Source organism: Paenibacillus sp. S02 (assembly GCF_019454065.1).
Lineage (GTDB): Bacteria > Bacillota > Bacilli > Paenibacillales > Paenibacillaceae > Paenibacillus > Paenibacillus polymyxa_B.
This window is the reverse complement of the sequence record NZ_CP073682.1, coordinates 2,626,765-2,644,955: the sequence shown is the minus strand read 5'-3', so window position 1 is coordinate 2,644,955 and position 18,191 is coordinate 2,626,765. Positions and strand designations below refer to the sequence as shown.

Annotated in this window: 5 protein-coding genes; 1 reads left to right on the top strand and 4 read right to left on the bottom strand. The window is 47.9% G+C overall.

Features of this window, described 5'->3' with window-relative positions; genetic code table 11:
* Nucleotides 1–72: 72 nt before the first annotated feature.
* Entirely contained in the window at nt 73–552 is a 480-nt protein-coding gene (gene greA, locus KAI36_RS11590) for a transcription elongation factor GreA (protein WP_013310174.1), read from the bottom strand.
* A 369-nt stretch (nt 553–921) separates the two neighbouring features.
* Between greA and KAI36_RS11585 the strand changes: the two genes are divergently transcribed.
* A complete protein-coding gene (locus KAI36_RS11585; protein ID WP_025721144.1) occupies nt 922–1,269 on the top strand; it encodes a hypothetical protein in 348 nt (115 codons plus the stop codon).
* A gap of 241 nt (nt 1,270–1,510) precedes the next feature.
* Here KAI36_RS11585 and KAI36_RS11580 read toward each other — a convergent pair whose 3' ends face one another.
* From KAI36_RS11580 to KAI36_RS11570, 3 genes are all read right to left on the bottom strand, one after another.
* Nucleotides 1,511–4,546 (bottom strand): endonuclease, encoded by a 3,036-nt coding sequence (locus KAI36_RS11580; protein WP_220027796.1) that lies wholly within the window; start codon nt 4,544–4,546, stop codon nt 1,511–1,513.
* Nucleotides 4,547–4,645: 99 nt separating this feature from the next.
* Nucleotides 4,646–6,547, bottom strand: a complete 1,902-nt coding sequence (locus tag KAI36_RS11575) for a serine hydrolase domain-containing protein (protein ID WP_220027795.1) — start codon at nt 6,545–6,547, stop codon at nt 4,646–4,648.
* A 265-nt stretch (nt 6,548–6,812) separates the two neighbouring features.
* Nucleotides 6,813–18,026 carry a non-ribosomal peptide synthetase gene (locus KAI36_RS11570; protein WP_220027794.1) on the bottom strand — a complete coding sequence of 3,738 codons (11,214 nt, stop codon included), beginning with the start codon at nt 18,024–18,026 and terminating at the stop codon, nt 6,813–6,815.
* Between the last annotated feature and the right edge of the window lie 165 nt (nt 18,027–18,191).

Genomic DNA, 18,191 nt, shown 5'->3' with positions numbered 1-18,191 from the left:
CCACATGGACGGTATGTAAGTAGCGAGAAATAAAAAAATCCCGGCCCCCTCATTAAGGGAATCGGGAATGAACTATGTGAGCTTAATTTCAAGCAACTCATATTTGATTACAGCCATGGGTGCATCCACATGAATGATACTGCCCACTTCTTTCCCCAAAAGTGCCTTGCCTAAAGGACTCTCATAGGAAATTTTGTTATCCAGAACATCCGCCTCAGCAGGACTTACAATTTTGTATTCCATCTTCTCCGAAAATTCGATGTCATTCAGAATGACAGTCGATCCGATACTAACGGTTCTAAGGTCTAAATTACTCTCGTCCACGACCCGGGCTTTGGTCAGCATCTTCTCCAATATGAGAATGCGGGTTTCCATAAATGCTTGGTCATCCTTGGCTGAGTGATACTCACTATTTTCCTTCAAATCGCCGTAGCTGATAGCCAACTTAAGGCGTTCGGCTAGCTCCTTACGTTTTACGGTCTTCAGTTCCTTAAGCTCATCCTCCAGCTTGGCCAATCCCTCTTTAGTTAACAATACTTCTTCATTCGACATATTTTATCTACAACTCCTATTTCAGCATTTTGCTTAATTCCAATTCAACGCTCAAAAATACAATAAACGAACTAAACCGTTTCGGTCTAAACATTGCTGATTGGAAACGCTCTTGGGATGTATGCAAAATGCTCATTTAGCTTGCTTTATTGTAGTTTAACCTATATTGGACCAACATGCGAAAAGAAATTACAGGGTGATAGTAGTCAACTACCTACATTCAAAGCGATTCTTATAGTAACCAATGCTTTCTTGTTCGCATATCATATGATCAAAACGTATTTTGATGAGCACGTGTAGTGCCACTGTCCTTGTCCCGAATTTTCATAAAGACCAGGCAAGAACAGTATATGGCGGGAGGAAGATTCGATGGCTTCCTTAGGAAAGAATGGCAATGGGAATGGGAATCGTAAATCCAAATCCCCCCTCAACGGTCAAAAGAAAAATGGCTTAAACAGTAATTCGGCTATCTTTTCTGCTCTTCAAGGGAAAAATGTGGAGGTCTTAGTGGCAGCCCTCCTACTAACAGGAAAACTAAACGTCGATTCCGTGACTTTATACAGACAAGCAACATTGTTTTTAGGCCTCACAGGAAAATACAAAACACTAGCATCTACTCCTTCCAATGTCGATAATATGGTAAAATTTTTAAATGATAATGGGAATATGACACTGGACCAGGTGATACAAGCCTTTTCACAGAAAATAAATAATTAACAAGTGGCGAAAGGAGACTTATGTGGTGAGTGAGTTTGATGGAGAATATTTTGCAGAGGTTGTCATTATTGTGATTCTAGTTGCCATGTTCTTCTATGGCTCCTCAGATATAGAGGGACTTTCCGCTTCGCCAACCCAATCATAAATGATAATTCCCGCTTCGTAAAAAAATAAAAAAGCATCTATAGACTCTCACAAGGTCTATAGATGCTCTTACTTTTTAACGGCCCATCATTTCTACTTAATGGCCCTTTACTTCTACACTTATCGTTTGACTAGAAACTTCTCCTGAAGCATTGACTAACTCGGCCCGATACTCATATGTACCCGGCTTTTGATTTTGGATGTTAGTGACTGCGCTTTGGGCCTGCGGGCTTTTGCTTGGCAGATCCTGGGCGTCGATCAGTTCTCCATTTTCATATAAGTTGTATTTTGTCGCATTCGTGCCCCACCACATGTTCATTGTAAGGGTGTAGGTACCGTCACCGTCCCAATTGTCATGAGACAGCACTGGAATGCCAGGGGAAGCATCGGTCACTTCGACAGTTAACGGGTCGCTGGTCGTTTTACCAGAAGCGTTGATCAGTTCTGCAGTATACGTGTAGGTACCATTGGTCTTGCCTGTAACAGGAATGACTGCATGCTGTGCTCCAGGGGAAGCGGCTTGCAATGATTCGGTGCCAATCAGCTTGTCGTTTTCATACAACTTAAGTTCATCACCATTCGTACCCCACCACAGATTCATGGTGATGTTGTAGTTGCCATCCTTCAGTCCAGTGTCCTGCCCGTTATCATGCGACAGCACAGGTTTTCCCGGCACTTCACCTACAGCAGTCTTTTCGACTCTAACGGTTACAGGATTGGATACCACTGTTTGTCCGTCCAAGGTGACGCTGGCTGTAATCTCCGCGCTCCCCTCTTTTAGGGCCTTAAGTTCTCCATACGTATCCAGCGAAACGGATTCATGACTGCTGATATACTGAACAGAAGCGCGGCTTAAATCAGCTTCGCTGCCATCTGTCAGCGTACCCTTGAGATGTGTCGCTGCCGTATCCCCAATGTTGAGGGTCGTTTGATCCAGTGAAAGCTCTACTTCCTGCAAAGCTGCGCCTGCCTGAGCTGAAAAATCATCCAGTCCACGCGGTTTTAACTGATAATTCCCTTTGAAAATCGCCGAAATTCCCTTCAGTTTCACTTGCTGTCCTTCTTGATATGGAAAAGATGTCCGTGTTACGCCTGTACGTGCATCGACGCGCACATGGTGACTTACTTCACCAGATACTGCATCAAATTCAAACGAACCTACGGGAGTCGCGTCCATCACATTACGAATAATTGCCGTTGGAAGCTCAACCAACTGTCCTTGGTTCGCATCACTGAGTTCGGTGACTTGTACAGCTTCCGGAAGTTGTCCTTCTCCCGTTTTTTCAATTGCCACTGGATCGGTTAACTCTAGCTCACTATTATACAGTGCCAAGCTTGCTGTAAGCTTTACTCGATCACCTCGGTGAAAGCCACTTTGGTTTTGATATACATAAATCCCACCACTTTCATCCTGCATGTAAAAGGCTTGACCACCGAATGCACCTGGTTCTGTCGTCACAACACCCTCTAAGGTCACGACTTTGCCAGCCGGGAGACTCCGTGCTTCTGCGACACTGATACGAGCTGGAACCGTATTGCCTTCCTCAGGCAACGGCTGGGCCGGCACATCAGCCAGCACGACGGATTGGGTCAGCAGATTGCTGCCGTTTTGCCTCAGTCTAAGATTAGCTGAACCACTGGTTCCCGGCTTGATCCGCACCGTCAAGTCCTTATAGGCATGCCCTTTGCTGTTGGACTCCAGACTAAATGTTCCGCTATAGCCATATGAGGTTGGCCAGCTTCCATCCGGATTTTGAATCTGGGCTACTTGATTGCCGCCCGCTACGTAAATACCTGTGCTGAATCCGCTAATCGTGCTGTTGGGAGCCAGTTGGTCGGCAGTAACTCGAATTTGAAAAGGCTGTGCATTGGGCAGCTGCTCTTGCCGAACGATGCTGTACACAGGCTGCGCACTGGCTGTAGATCCGCCGTAGGACCCTGCTTTGAATGTTTGCTGATCCCACCATTTGTAGCCGGCTGCCGGAGCGGACCACGGCTCGGCTTGTGGTTCCGTGGAAGTCTGTGGCTCTTCAAAAGGCAGTAATGCCGTCGGCTGGTCCAGCTGTAAGCTTTTCACTTCCGTCAGGCTGGTATACTCCTCCTTGTTGGACAACCAGTCTACGATATTGACCAGTAACACAGCGTCATCCTGCTCCTTAAAACCGTCATACGTTGTCTTCTTGGTTCCTGTCTCTTCGCGCAAATATTTTGGCGTTGCATCTTCAACAGGAGACGAGTCCCCAATGAAAGCAGCTTTGCCTAGTCCTACTTTCGATACAGCTGCATAAGGTCCTTCTGGAATGCCGCCTCCGTTATAAACGCCCTGATCTACCGCGTTGCCCCAAGCCTGATTGGTTTTAGGAAGATATACGATTCCCTTGGCTTTCGCTGGGTCGATAATCGCGAGTGTTGATCCTGCATGCATTGCCACATTACTCACTCCAGCTGTAATGCCGAACGCCTGCGCTGGCTCGACAATCTGATTGGCTGTGATATCGCCTAATGCATTGTAGCGAAAGCGCACACCAAACTGGCTGCCCAGCCAATCTGAGCTGACTACGCCCTGCATCGCTGCTGAGCTTTTTTCTTCCGCACTCATTCCCTTCGCAGGGTCTTCCCATGCACCACGACGGTAGCCATTGATGCTCTCCGATCCGTCCCAGCGATTCTTGTTGCGGTCCGCGTTATAATGATCTCCAATGAAAAAAATACTATTGCCTGCTTTTACATACTGCTCCATTGCAGCCTGTTCGCTCTGTTTAAAAGGAATATTTGGCTCTGCCGTAACAAATACATCATAATTCTTTAGATCATTGTAAGTAATAGGCGTAGATTGGCGAAGCTCGTGTACATCATAGCCATTGCTCGCGAGGGCTTGGCCGAAGTCTGAAAATCCACCATCAATCACCCAATCTGCTGCGCCAGCTGTCTGTCCATGTGTATTATCAAACAGCACTTTTTTACCAGCGTTCTCATTGACCACTTTCGCAGCAATGAAGGGGGCTGGGTCCGCCGGACCTTCTGCCCGTACCGGTTGTATGCTGCCCGCAACACCAGCGTACAACGATAAAGTGAAAACCATAGCAGTTGCGTATTTGAAGCTACGGGATGTAAAACGACGAAAGATTCCCATTATTTCCCTCCTGTTTGTTGGTTTAAAGCCCCTCTAAGGGGCATTAGATACAAATTTTAGCATTCATTTATGTTCGAATATGCATTGTTTTGTAAATCTTTAGGAATAATGAATAGGAAGTAAATTCCAATAAAAGAGATACACCGTATGCAACAATGTGAGTACCGCAAATAGGATTTTCCCAGCAGCCCGGGGTCTCCTTTCCCCTGTAATCAGCTTTGCGCCATTCACGATCAATACCCATACGGCAATGAGAGCCGAAATGAGCGGTAACGTGCAAATTCCCCAGATATACCAGGCGGAATAGCCATACACTATCTGATTGTTACCATAGATGACCTGCACCCCGAGAAAAATCGAATTTAGTGACGCAATGAATGCAAGGTTGGATGAAATGTGATTATTCGTTTTACGGATATCTCTGATCACATATCTTACGATCCAAATCAGCAAGGTTGTGATGAAAAATAAGGAGGCGGCAGCGTAGCTGACAAGCAGAGTCCAGGTACGGTGCCAAAGTGTCGTCTGCTTCATGGTCTTACTATCTGGGGCAACCATCATCCAAGTACCGTTTTCCTGATACAGCAAAATTTTAAGCTGGCCCCCCTTTTCTACAAACAATCCATCACCTGCTGCTTGAAAAACTTTGTCTGTTGCTTCATTCTCATTTGGGTGTTTTCCTTTAACAATTAACGTATGATCATCTTGAATTCGCACGGTGTATGTAATGCTTCCCAGTATCCGAATCCATTTTCCCCAACCATGAACAGGATTAGAATCCACCTGATATACGCCCTCGATCTCTGGCGAAAGTTTCACTTGTGTGGAAGAGCGAGCTAGTGACTGCGAAACGGCCTGCGGCTCTGAGGGCAGCATTTGGGCTATCGCATTGATGACTTTTCCATGAAGCAGGGTGTCCGTGTCAGCTGAATTAATGATCACAAAAATACCGATCTTTTGGGACGGAATCAATACCATTTCGGAAATAAAATCATCAATTTCCCCGGTAGCCCACAGCATAGGTACTCCCGTCTCCAAATGACCACGAAAAAATCCGTAACCCACGCCATCCAGGCGTGCATCGACTGCAAATTGCTGCGCATGCATCACTTTTACCGTATGTGGCTGGAGCACCACTTTGCCCTCATACTTGCCTTGATTTAAATGAGTGATCAGATAATGGGAAAACTCGTTGGGTGTGACGTTCAACGCTCCTGCTCCCGGCAGATTGATATACGACAAAGGCTGTTTCAAATACGCTCCATCCTTCCACTGATACGACTGGGCCAGTGCAGGATGATTTAATGGCAATTCCAGTGTCGCGCTGGGCATATTCATCGGCTGGAACAGATGTGTACGGAGGTAATCATTCAGTCCCTGACCGCTTACTTGCTCCACGATATTACCGATCAGACCGTAGGCGACATTGCTGTAATCATACTGAATTCCAGGTTTGCGGATGGGAGGCTGATTTTGAAAATACGTGCTGAGATACTGCTCTGTGGGCAAAACGCCTGCCCGAGTGGAGCTGTTAATGTTGTACAGCGCTTCATCCAATCCCGAGGTATGTGTCAAAAGCTGATGCAAATTGAAAGGCTGATTTTGGTATTGCGTAGCTTTATAGCTGTGGAGATAGCTGTTCACGTCTTCATTCAAATCAAGCTTGTTTTGCTCAACCAGCTGCATCGTGGCACTTGCACTAAATGATTTGGTTAGAGAGCCGACACGAACAATGGTCTTCGCTGGATCGAATGCCACTTTCCGCTCCAGATCTGCATATCCATAGCCTTTACTAAAGAGGATTTGGTTTTCCTGAGTCACGACGACCGCAGCCCCTGGAATATGCAATTTTTCCAATTCTGTACTCATAATATTGTCCACTGTTTTTTCCAATGAATCAGGTGTTATGCTGTCTGTTGCCCATGCCGAAGCAATGAGCAGGTTCGAGAGAAACAACGCTGCTAAAAAAGCGGATAGGTAGCAAATGCCTTTATTCTTCATATTGAAGTACCATCCTTACGTATGAAGTTGATTTAATGATTTGAACCGTGCGGTGATTGCATAGCGAGCAGATATTTATACTCCGTATGGAAGCCATCAGCATGGCGCTATGGAATCATCGCACTTCCCATCGCGGGAGTGCACATAATAAAGCGAATCCTGATCGAGTCGCGTAAGCAGAAGGCTTCTTACCTGTCGATCAGGATTCATGTGTTACAGATTAAAAATTAGTGATTCAGTTCGTTACATCATCGACCGTAGATTTTCAAGATTTATGATGTGCCAAGTCTTGTGTCATGTCTTTGTCCGTGTTCCGAGTTATCTTTTGTATGGTGGCACGGATACTTTTTACATTTTCCTCGATAAATCCGGGTTCCAGCAGTTCATAATGATTGCCAATCAAGCTATGCTCTTCATAGCTACCTTGTGTAGCATCTTTCCATAAAAGTTGATTATCTCCTGTACCCTTGACCGTTTCCGATCCAACGGCGACAAAGCCGTGAATATTCGCCTGAACGCTCTCTGTATTCACAAGCTGGTTGCCATATACCGCGTAAGCGATCATTTTACGTTGGTACGTTTCATTCAACAGCTCACGGTAGGAGTCGGGAACCTGTTCCAGCATGTCATGAATTTCATGCTCTGTTTCTTCAACTGTGAAGGGCAGGGCTTGCGCCCTTTTGACCGAATCGAGCATAAAAATATCGGATACAGTATGACCTTGACGTTCCAGTGTGTCAGCAACCTTATGCGCCAGATTACCACCTATGGAATAACCAAGCAGCACATACGGGCCTTGCGCTTGCGTGCTGACGATCAAATCAACGTAACGTGCCAGCATTGCCTGCTCATCCGCAGCATCATCCACGAACTCCAATCCATACACGACTGCGTCCTGATCCAGTTGTTTCGCAAGCTCCGCGAACGACAGCCCGTATCCAAGCATAGGAGGAAAGCAGAAGATGGAGATCGGACCGTGTTCATTCAACCGAATGATTGGACTATCGGCCTTGTATTCCAGATCGGCTTTCAATAATGTGAGCGCCTGCGCTTCTATAGTCGGGAAGTCCAGAACACTACGGATGGGAAGCTCAATATCTGTAGCAAGGTGAACTTTGCGTATAAGCTCCAGTATTTTCAAGGAATGTCCACCCAACGTGAAAAAGTCATCGTGGATACCCACTTGTGGAATTTCAAGTACTTCCTGCCAAATGGCTGCCAGCAACTGTTCCACATCAGTTCGCGGTGCGACATATTCTATACCCGTGTGCAGCCCTTTGTCCGGCACAGGTAAAGCTTTGCGGTCGATTTTGCCGTTTGTCGTCAGCGGAAACCGATCCAGCTGTACAAATGCGGATGGAATCATATAGCTCGGCAGACTGGCCGACATCGCAGCTCGAATCTCACGGATGGTCAGCTGTTCATCGGCAGTGAAGTAAGCACATAATTGCTGCTGACCCGCTCCATCCCGCAAAGCGATAACAACGCTATCCCGCACGGACGGTACACTTGCCAGCCGCGCCTCCACCTCGCCCAGCTCAATCCGGTAACCGCGAATTTTAACCTGTTGATCAATCCGTCCAGCGTATTCCAGTATGCCGTCTTCACGCCAGCGAACAAGGTCTCCCGTACAGTACAGGCGATCTCTGTCCACCCACGGGTTAGCAAGAAATCTCTCAGCCGTCAGCTCAGGACGGTTCAGATAACCACGTGCAACTCCGTCTCCGCCGACAACCAGCTCACCCCAAGCTCCGACCGGTTGCAGGTTAAATGACGAATCCACAACATACGCCGTCGAATTGCGGATGGGGCGTCCGATCGGCACAGAATCCAGCTGTTCTTCCGTAATGTGATACGTCGTCGAAAAGGTTGTATTTTCCGTTGGACCATAGCCGTTAATGATGTTGATGTCCGGATTATCGCGCAGGACCCGGTTAATATGGGGTGCAGACAAAACATCACCACCAACCAGCAAATACTTCACATCGCCGAAAAGTTTACTATCCTGCTGTGAAAGCTGATTAAATAACGGAGTGGTCAGCCACATCATGGTGACGCGATGATCCCGTATCGTCTCTTTAAGCTTGGCCGCGTCCAGTAGATTATCCTTATGCACAAGAACAAGCTGACCGCCGTTCAGCAGCGCGCCCCAAATTTCAAACGTAGATACATCAAATACAAACGCGCAAGTCTGCAGCATTCGGGTCGATTCATCAAATGGCACATAATCCGTATTGCGGACAAGGCGCACGACACTTTGATGCTCAACAACGACACCCTTAGGCTTACCTGTTGAACCTGAGGTATAAATGACATAAGCAGCATGATTACCCGCTCCATCTATACCCAGATTGGAAGCATCCGCACTGTAGGACGTATCCTCATTCAGATTCACAATCTGTCCGTCAAAATAGCAACAATCTAGTAAATCCTGCTGAGCCAGCAGCAGCTTAGCTCCCGAGTCCTCCAGCATATAACGGATACGGTCCTCCGGATATTGAGGGTCTACCGGCACATACGCGCCACCAGCCTTCAAAATAGCGAGTGTTCCCGTAATCATATCCAGTGAGCGCTCCGTCAAAATACCCACAGGTTCATCGGATTTCACCCCTGCATCACGCAGCGTATGCGCTAAACGGTTGGCTATCTCATTGAGTTCCCGATAGGTCAATGATTGATGACCCAAAGCTACGGCAATATGATCCGGCGTGCGCTCTGCCTGCTCCTCAAACAGTTTTTGGATCGTGTGATTGCTTGGAAATGCAGAGGCAGTGTCATTAAACTCTCCTGTAATTTGTTGTTTTTCCGCCGCTGTAACCAGTTCCAGCTCTTCTACGCAAACATTCGGGTTAAGCAAAACTTGCTCCAACAGGTTCACAAAATGTCCATGCAGACGCTCAATGCCTGTTTGTTCATAACTTAACGCGTTATACATAAAACGAATCTTGATGCATTCTCCAGGCATAACGACTAAGCTCAGATCATAGTTAGTCTGCTCTGCAGCCACCACGTTGGAAATCGGGGATGTATCCTGCCCGTCACTTCCCAGTTCCTCGACCTGCTCATCTACTGGATAATTTTCAAACACCATAATATGGTTAATTAAATCCTGTTTCTGGTCGGTCAATGCCTGGATCTCAAACAGTGGATACGTATCATATGCATGAGAAGCCAGCGCCTGCTCCTGCGTTTTCTTCATAACTTCTGCAAAAGATTCCCCTGCCTCACTAAGAATGCGAACTGGAATGGTATTAATGAACAAGCCGATAATATCCTCTACCCCGATAATATCTGATGGACGACCTGAGACGACACTGCCAAATACGACATCACTGTGGTTGTTATATTTTTGCAGCACAATCCCCCATGCGGTTTGTAATAACGTATTCATGGTCACTTGATATCGTTTAGCCGTCTCCTCCACCCGGAGGGTCAAATCACGTTCCAAAACCGTCACCCAATCACTAGCCGTGTTGCCTTCACTCTTGCGACCGGATTTTACAGCTGGTAATGCTGTTTGCTGCTCATACCCGGATAAATAGCTGCTCCAGTAGTCGGTTGCCGCCTTGCGATCCTGTGCTTCCAGCCATTCAATAAAGCGGCTGTACGGCACTGCCGGTGCCAGCTCTGGTACTCTGCCCTCCTGAAGTGCTGCATAGCTTTCAAACACTTCTTTATTTATAAGGGACAGACACCAGCCGTCCATGACGATATGATGAAAGCTCCATACAAAATGATAGCTGTCTTCTCCGGTACGTAAAATCGCTACACGCAGCAGGACATCCCGACGCAGATCAAAGCCCCGTGCTTTATCTTGTAGCTTGAAATTTTTCACCCTGGTACCTTTTGCATCCTCATCTAGATGGTGTAAATCTTCATATTGAAAGCCGCAATCCCGATTTCGATACACCACCTGCAACGGTTCCGTATCCCTGCCAAAATAAAAATGTGTACGCAGCGCCTCATGTCGCCGAACCAGAATATTCAGGCTTTCTGCAAAAGCCCGAATGTCCATCTGACCTCGCATATCATAAGAAACCTGCTCAAAATACGCGTCATTCGTTGCTGTTTGACTATCTAGCTGGCTGTGAAACAGCATCCCTTTCTGCATGGGGGTCAGTGCATATACATTGTCGATCTCACCCGCAGCACCCATTTCAGATAAGAGGCTGTCCAAGCCCTCCACACTCATTCCTTTATAGGAAATATCACTTGGGGTAAGCTCTGGGTGTTCTTTATGGATGCAATGCGCCAAAATTTCACGCAGGCTCGATTCCAATAATTTCGCCAATCGCTCGATCGTCTCCGGTCTATAGCTGGTACGGCTATAGCTAATCGTCAGACCCAGTTGGCCTCCCGAAATGATACCGCCAAAATCAAGTGTATACGTTCGAGCCATGGTCGGGCTCAGCGGCATCCCACCCTCATATGAGGATGATTGCAAGTCGTTCCCTTTCATATCCTGATCGAACTGTCCCAAATAGTTAAAGCTGATTTCGGGATCTGTCGTAAATATGGCTGGAGATGCCTCCGGTGCCTGTGTCTGACGGTCGGCTAAATATTTCAGTACACCGTAGCCAATCCCTTTTTGCGGGATACCGCGCAGTCCTTCCTTCACACGCTTAATCCGTTGCGAAAGTGCCAGTTCTTCCGGCATATCGAGCAAAACAGGATATTGGCTTGTAAACCACCCTATCGTTCGGGTAATGTCCACCTCTGGTAAAATGGCTTCACGTCCATGTCCCTCCAGATTAATCAGGAACCGATCATTTCCACTCCATGCTTGCAATGCCATTCCTACCGCCGTCAACAACAGGTCATTAATTTCTGTACGGTAGGCACGATTAGCCTGTTTGAGCAGCTGCTCTGTCTCTGCATGTGTCCACAAAGCAGTAACCGACTCACTATCGCCAATCAATGGCTTTTCGTGCTCGTTATGCCCGTAATCCTGCGGCAAAGGAGCCAGATCCGCTTGTGCAAGTTTCCCCCAATACGCACGCTCACGTTCCATAGCTGGACTGTTGGCATAAGCGTGCAGCTGCTCGGCCCATGTTTGGAACGAATCTGTTTTATGAGGCAGCTGAATCACCTGTTCACCTTTGGAGGCTTGATCATAGGCAGTCGCCAAATCCTCGAATAAAATGCGCCAGGATACCCCGTCCACCACCAAATGATGGATCACGACCAGCAGATGATCTCCATCCGGGCAACGGAACAGCCCCAGTCTCATCAGCGGACCTTCGCTTAGGGAAATACCAGATTGAATTTCATTGCATTTCGCTTCAATTATCTTCGACAAATCTTGCTTGCTTACATTGCTGTCATTATAGTCAAAACACTCCAGATGGTACGGTTCGCCTTCCTCTATACTGCGGTTCCATGCTGTACATCCGTTCTCCGACAAACTAAAAACCATACGCAATGCATCATGGTGCGATGTAATCTGATGGAGCGCCCGCCGTAGTGCCTGTTCGTCATAGCCTTCCTGACGATAGAGCATGACAGATTGGTTAAAATAGTGTGGTTCTCCCGTTGGCTGTTCAAAAAACCAGCGCTGAATCGGTGTAAGCACTACATTTCCTGTAACCTCGCCCTGCTCGGCTATTCGGTTAACAGGCTGAATAGTTGTGCTTAGTCCCGCAATTGTCGGGTATTTGAACAAGTCCTTCATTTCCAGCTTGTATCCAGCCTGAAACAAGCGGGACGATACTTGGATGGCCTTGATGGAGTCACCACCCAAATGGAAAAAGTTATCCTGTATTCCGACTTTCGGGATACCAAGAATGGCTCCCCAAGCCGTAGCCAGTGCCTGTTGAACATCCGTTTCGGGTGCCACATAATCCATACCTGTATCGAGATTTTGCTCAGGTGCGGGCAGTGCCCTGCGGTCTACTTTGCCATTCAGCGTCAAAGGCAGTCTGGAGAGCTGCACAAAGTAGGACGGCACCATATAGCCAGGCAGATCCTGCGACAAAATGTTACGTAAGTCGCTGGCGCTCAATTCACTGTCTGTTGCAAAATAGGCACACAGCTGCTTTTGTCCGTTATCGTCCTGCCGCACGGTAACAACCGATTCCTTCACACCTGGAATCGTGGACAAACGGGTTTCAATTTCACCCAGTTCAATGCGGTAGCCGCGAATTTTGACCTGTTCATCCATTCTTCCCTTGTACTCCAGTACACCATCAGCACGCCAACGCACTAAGTCCCCTGTACGATAGCAATATTCTCCAGACCGGAATGGACTTTCAATGAATTTTTCCGCTGTAAGCTCGGGCCGATTCAGATATCCTCGCCCAACACCGTCGCCACCGACAATCAGCTCTCCCCAGGCTCCGATAGGTTGCAGCTTCAACGAACGATTGACCACATAAGCGGTCGAGTGATCAATTGGACGTCCAATGGGAATAGCCTGGGTTTGCGGTTCTGTAATGTCATAGATGGTGGAAAAGGTGGTGTTCTCCGTCGGCCCATAAATATTGGCCAGGCGAAGCTGCGGGTACTCCTTCAACACACGATTGACGTGTGGTACAGACAACACATCACCACCCACGAGCAACTCCTTCAAGGACGCAAACACTCCGATTTCTTGCTGCGAATACTGATTGAATAAAGCCGTGGTCATGAACATCGTGTTAACACGATACTTGTCAATTGCCTGTTTGAGCTTGGAGGCATCCAGTATAGTGTCATGACTTACCACATACAGTTGTCCCCCGTTCAGCAGCGTTCCCCAAATTTCAAATGTGGAGGCATCGAACACAACTGCGCCCAATTGCAGCATACGTGTATTTTCATCAAGCATGGCATAGCTTTTGTTTTTCACTAGGCGCACGACATTACGGTGCTCAATCATCACGCCCTTCGGCTTGCCTGTCGTACCAGAGGTGTAGATCACATACGCAAGATCTGAGGAAGATCCCCCTGTTGTAAACGCAATTGTTCCATCGGTATGAGCGTCACCTTCAGATTTGCTATTCCATCGTTGTTCATCACTCAAATCGATGACCGGAATGCCGGGTTCAAAAGGCATCTGTTCACGTCGCTGTAACAGTAACAGCCCCGCACTGGAATCCTCCAGTAAATAACGGATACGCTCTTCAGGATAATCGGGATCAATGGGAACGTAAGCCCCTCCGACCTTTAAAATCGCCAGCATACCGACGACCATTTCAATGGAGCGTTCAGCCATAATCCCTACTCGCTGTGTCTCTGGCTCGGAGCCGCGCCGTATTCCATGGGAAGCAAGTATGTGTGCCAGACGGTCGGCACGTTCATTCAGCTCGCGGTAGGTAAGCTGCATGTCCGCAAAGGTGACGGCCAGCCGGTCTGGTGATTGCGCTACCTGTTCCTCGAACAACACATGCAGTGCTTGATCTCGTGGATACGGATAGTCTGCTACCGTATCATTGAATCTCTGCACAAGCAGCTCTTTTTCTTGGGCCGAAACCATTTCAATAGCCGAAAGAACGATATCCGGCTGTTCTATAACCGCATTGATAAGCTGCTGCAAATGTTCAGTCAGTCGTTCAATGGTTTCCCGTTTGTACAGCCGAGTTCCGTATTGAAGAGCACAGGAGATTTGTTCTCCATCCTCCACTGCGAACAGACTCAAATCAAATTTGGCCGTCGTTTGTTCACTTGGATAGGATGCCAATTGCAGCCCTGCCAGCTGCTGCTCTTTTTGCTCTAGGTTTTGCAGTGCAAACATGGTATCAAATAACGGATTACGGCTTAAATCTCGATCCACGCCCAGCTTCTCTACCAGCTCTTCAAACGGATAATCCTGATGTTCAAAAACCTTTAACGCGTTATCCTTGACCTCCAACACATAATCGCGGAACGTTTTCCCGCCTTCTGGATAATTACGGATTGCCAGTGTATTCACGAACATCCCGATCAGACTGCCAAGATCTGCATGGGGCCGCCCTGCAATTGGCGAACCGACAATAATATCTTCCTGCCCGCTATAGTGGCTAAGCAAAGCCGAATAGGCAGCCAACAACACCATATATAATGTCGATTCCGTCTGCACCGCAATGCTTTTTAAGCCTTCGCTTTGTCGTTGGTCAAGCGTAAATTCCAGCACATCTCCTTCAAAGCTTCTCACCGCCGGGCGTGGATAATCAGTCGGTAGATCTAGCACAGGTAGCTCTCCTGCGAAGGTATTGAGCCAGTAGTTTTCCTGTTCCCGGTAGCGTTCACTTTGCTGCTGCTTCTGTTGCCAAGCGGCGTAGTCTTTATACTGAATGCGCAGCGATGGCAGCGTGTCGCCTGCATATAAATGAATGAAGTCCTGAATTAGTACATTTATAGAGGTACCGTCCGAAATGATATGATGCATATCCATGAGCAAAATATGATGCTCTGGGTCTGTTTCAATCAAACCAACTCGGAATAACGGAGCCTGCCCCAGATCGAACGGCTGAACAAAGTTATGTACCAGCTCATCCGTTTCCTTTGGGGCAGCTCCGTGAGCATAGGTCAATTCCATGCGAAAAGGAACCTCGTCATGTACTCGCTGGACAGGTTCACCGTTCATGGTCTCAAAACTTGTGCGCAATGTTTCATGGCGTTCAATAAGCTGACGGAACGCGTTATCCAGTGCCTTGTGATCAAGTGAACCGGTCAGAGTCAGGGCACCAGGTATGTTATAGCTAATTCCCGCTCCATCAAGCTGATTGAGGATATACATCCGTTTTTGAGCCGAAGAGACCGCATAAAATGGCTTATTCTCCGTAACAGGGATGGATTCATAGGTGGTTTGCTCCAGTGCTTCAATAACCTGCGCCAGCTGTTCAATTGTCGGATGCTGGAACAGATCCTTTAGCTGCACATTTTTATGCAATTCCTTATAGATGAGTGATATGACATGTGTCGCCCGCAGGGAATGTCCTCCTGCCTCAAAAAAGTTATCCTTAATCCCAATGCGCTCAAGCTCCAGTACATCTTTCCAGATGCTAGCCAGTTGTGCTTGTAATTGATTTTGAGGAGGTACATATTCTGCGCCTGAGCTTACACCTCCCTCTGGCTGTGGCAACGCTCGGCGATCCACCTTGCCGTTGGGCGTCAGTGGCAACTGCTCTAGCTGTACAAAATACGACGGTACCATGTAGCCCGGCAGCTCCTGACTCAAAGCGCTACGCAGCTCACTTGTCGCTACTTCCGCATGGGTGACCACATATGCGCAGAGCAGCTTTTGCCCCTGCTCATCTTCATGTGCAATTACAACAGCTTCTCGGACTGCCTCCAGCTTCAACAGCTGCGCTTCCACCTCGCCCAGCTCGATCCGGTAGCCCCGGATTTTTACCTGCGCGTCGATCCGTCCCTTATATTCCAGCGTCCCGTCCGCATTCCAACGCACCAGGTCCCCTGTACGATAGCAGCGTTCGCTGCCACGGAATGGGCTGTCGATGAACTTTTCGGTCGTCAGGTCTGGGCGGTTGCGGTATCCGCGAGCCACCCCGTCACCGCCGACGATCAGTTCCCCCCACGCTCCAACAGGCTGGAGCTGCATCGAACGGTCCACGACATATGCCGTCGAGTTATGGATTGGGCTACCAATAGGCACAGATGCCGATTGAACGCCGGTAATGGCATGTGTGGTGGAAAAGGCCGTATTTTCCGTCGGACCGTAGCCGTTAATGATATGTAGATTCGGATGGGCCTCCAATACCCGGTTAATATGCGGTACGGACAGCACATCACCACCAACCAACAGCTCCCGCATCCCCTCAAATAGTTCCAAGTCCTGCTGGGATAGCTGATTAAAGAGCGGTGCGGTTAGCCACATCGTGGTAATGCCGTGATTGCGGACAACTTCCTTGAGCTTGGGCGCGTCCAAAATAACATCCTGACTCACCAGCACCAGCTGTCCACCGTTCAATAGCGCACCCCAAATTTCGAAGGTGGACGCGTCAAAGACAACAGACCCGGTCTGCAAAATGCGCGTGTCGGCATTCAAGCGTGCATAATTTGTGTTTGTCACCAAACGCACGACATTACGGTGCTCCACCATAACCCCTTTGGGCTGGCCTGTAGTCCCTGAGGTGTACATAATATAGGCCAAGCGACCAGCTGCGCTCGCCTTCGGTTGTTCTTTAGCTGCATAAGCCTGCTGTATTTGTTCTGCTTGTTCTGATTGCGTAGCTTTTGGTTGCATGGTTTCTGGTTGTATGGTTGTCGTAGAAGCAAGTTCGGGACTGGCGGAAATGGAGTAGAACGGATCTAGGCAGTCCACGTATCCCGGATCAGTATTCGTCCCGTGATCATTCGGCAAATTTGGATCGTAACGATCAGCATCATCCGTTCCATAAATTGCAGCATCGCTAAGGTCAAGCACCAATCCCTTAAAATCAGTGGGCCGATGTTCCATTCGCTGCACGAGCAGTATGTCCGCACCGGAATCCTTCAGCAAATAGCGTACCCGCTCATCCGGGTAATCAGAATCAATGGGTACATACGCTCCACCTGCTTTGAGAATTCCGAGCATACCGACAATCATCTCAATCGAGCGTTCAGCTACAATGCCGACCGTCTGCTCGGTGCGGATTCCCTGCTTACGTAAAGAATGAGCCAGTCGGTTGGCCTTTTCATTCAATTCTGCATAGGTTAGGCTATCTTGCCCACACACTACCGCCACCTGCTGTGGTGCCTGCTTCGCCTGTTTCTCGAACAATTCATGAATAGACGCATGACGTGGATAATCCACATTTGTATCGTTGAAGGTATGGACCAGCTGCTCTACTTCTTGCTCTGACAGTACTTGTGCTGTGGAAATCGCCAACTCTGACTGCTGCAAAACAATAGTGTACAGCCGCAGAAGCTGCTCAACAAAGTGCTCAATCGTCGTCTCGCTATAACGGTCGCTACTATACTTTACGTTCAGGGAGACCGCTTCATGTTCCCATTGAAACTGGAAATGTAGTTCGGATTGTACGTGATTCAAAAATTCAGATATATGAATATTTTGCAAGGATACTGTGGTGTGAATAAGAGGCTTTCCATCCTCATTACGTTGAATGTCAAGTAATTCAGAATAGTTCCAAAAAGGAATGTTTTGATGTTCAATAGCTTCGCCGACAGAGGTTTTGATTTGAGACAGCAAAGCTTTGAAGGTTGTGCTGGAATCCAGCGTATTTTTCAATAAAAGCAGATGGTTGATCGGCTTAGTAGCACCGTTGCCAGACTTGGCTACCGGGATGCCCAGCAGCACACGTTCCTCACCTGTGTATTTATGCAATAAGCTCTCTACTCCAGCAAGCAGGACCATAAACACGGCCCATGGAGCGCCACCTGTTATAGATGATATTCTTTGGGAAATTTCAGTTGGAAATGTGAGTGTGTACGTATGGGAATTTAAACTCGTTACAGTTGTACTTCTGGACACCTGGTTGGTGTATGGTAGGCAGATGATATGATCCTCAGATTCCAGTTTATGACCCCAGTAATTTTTTTCCTTCTCAAATAAGGCTTTCAATGACATCCCTCCTGCTTCATGGGGCCTGTTCCCCCGGTTGGATGGTGCGTTGTTACATACATGAGCGTTGTGTCAGAAAAAGAATACTTTGCAGGCAAGGGCAGTCGGACAAGCCGCCGCCCTCTGCACACGCAAAGTGAAATCATTGCATTTTAGAAAACTGAT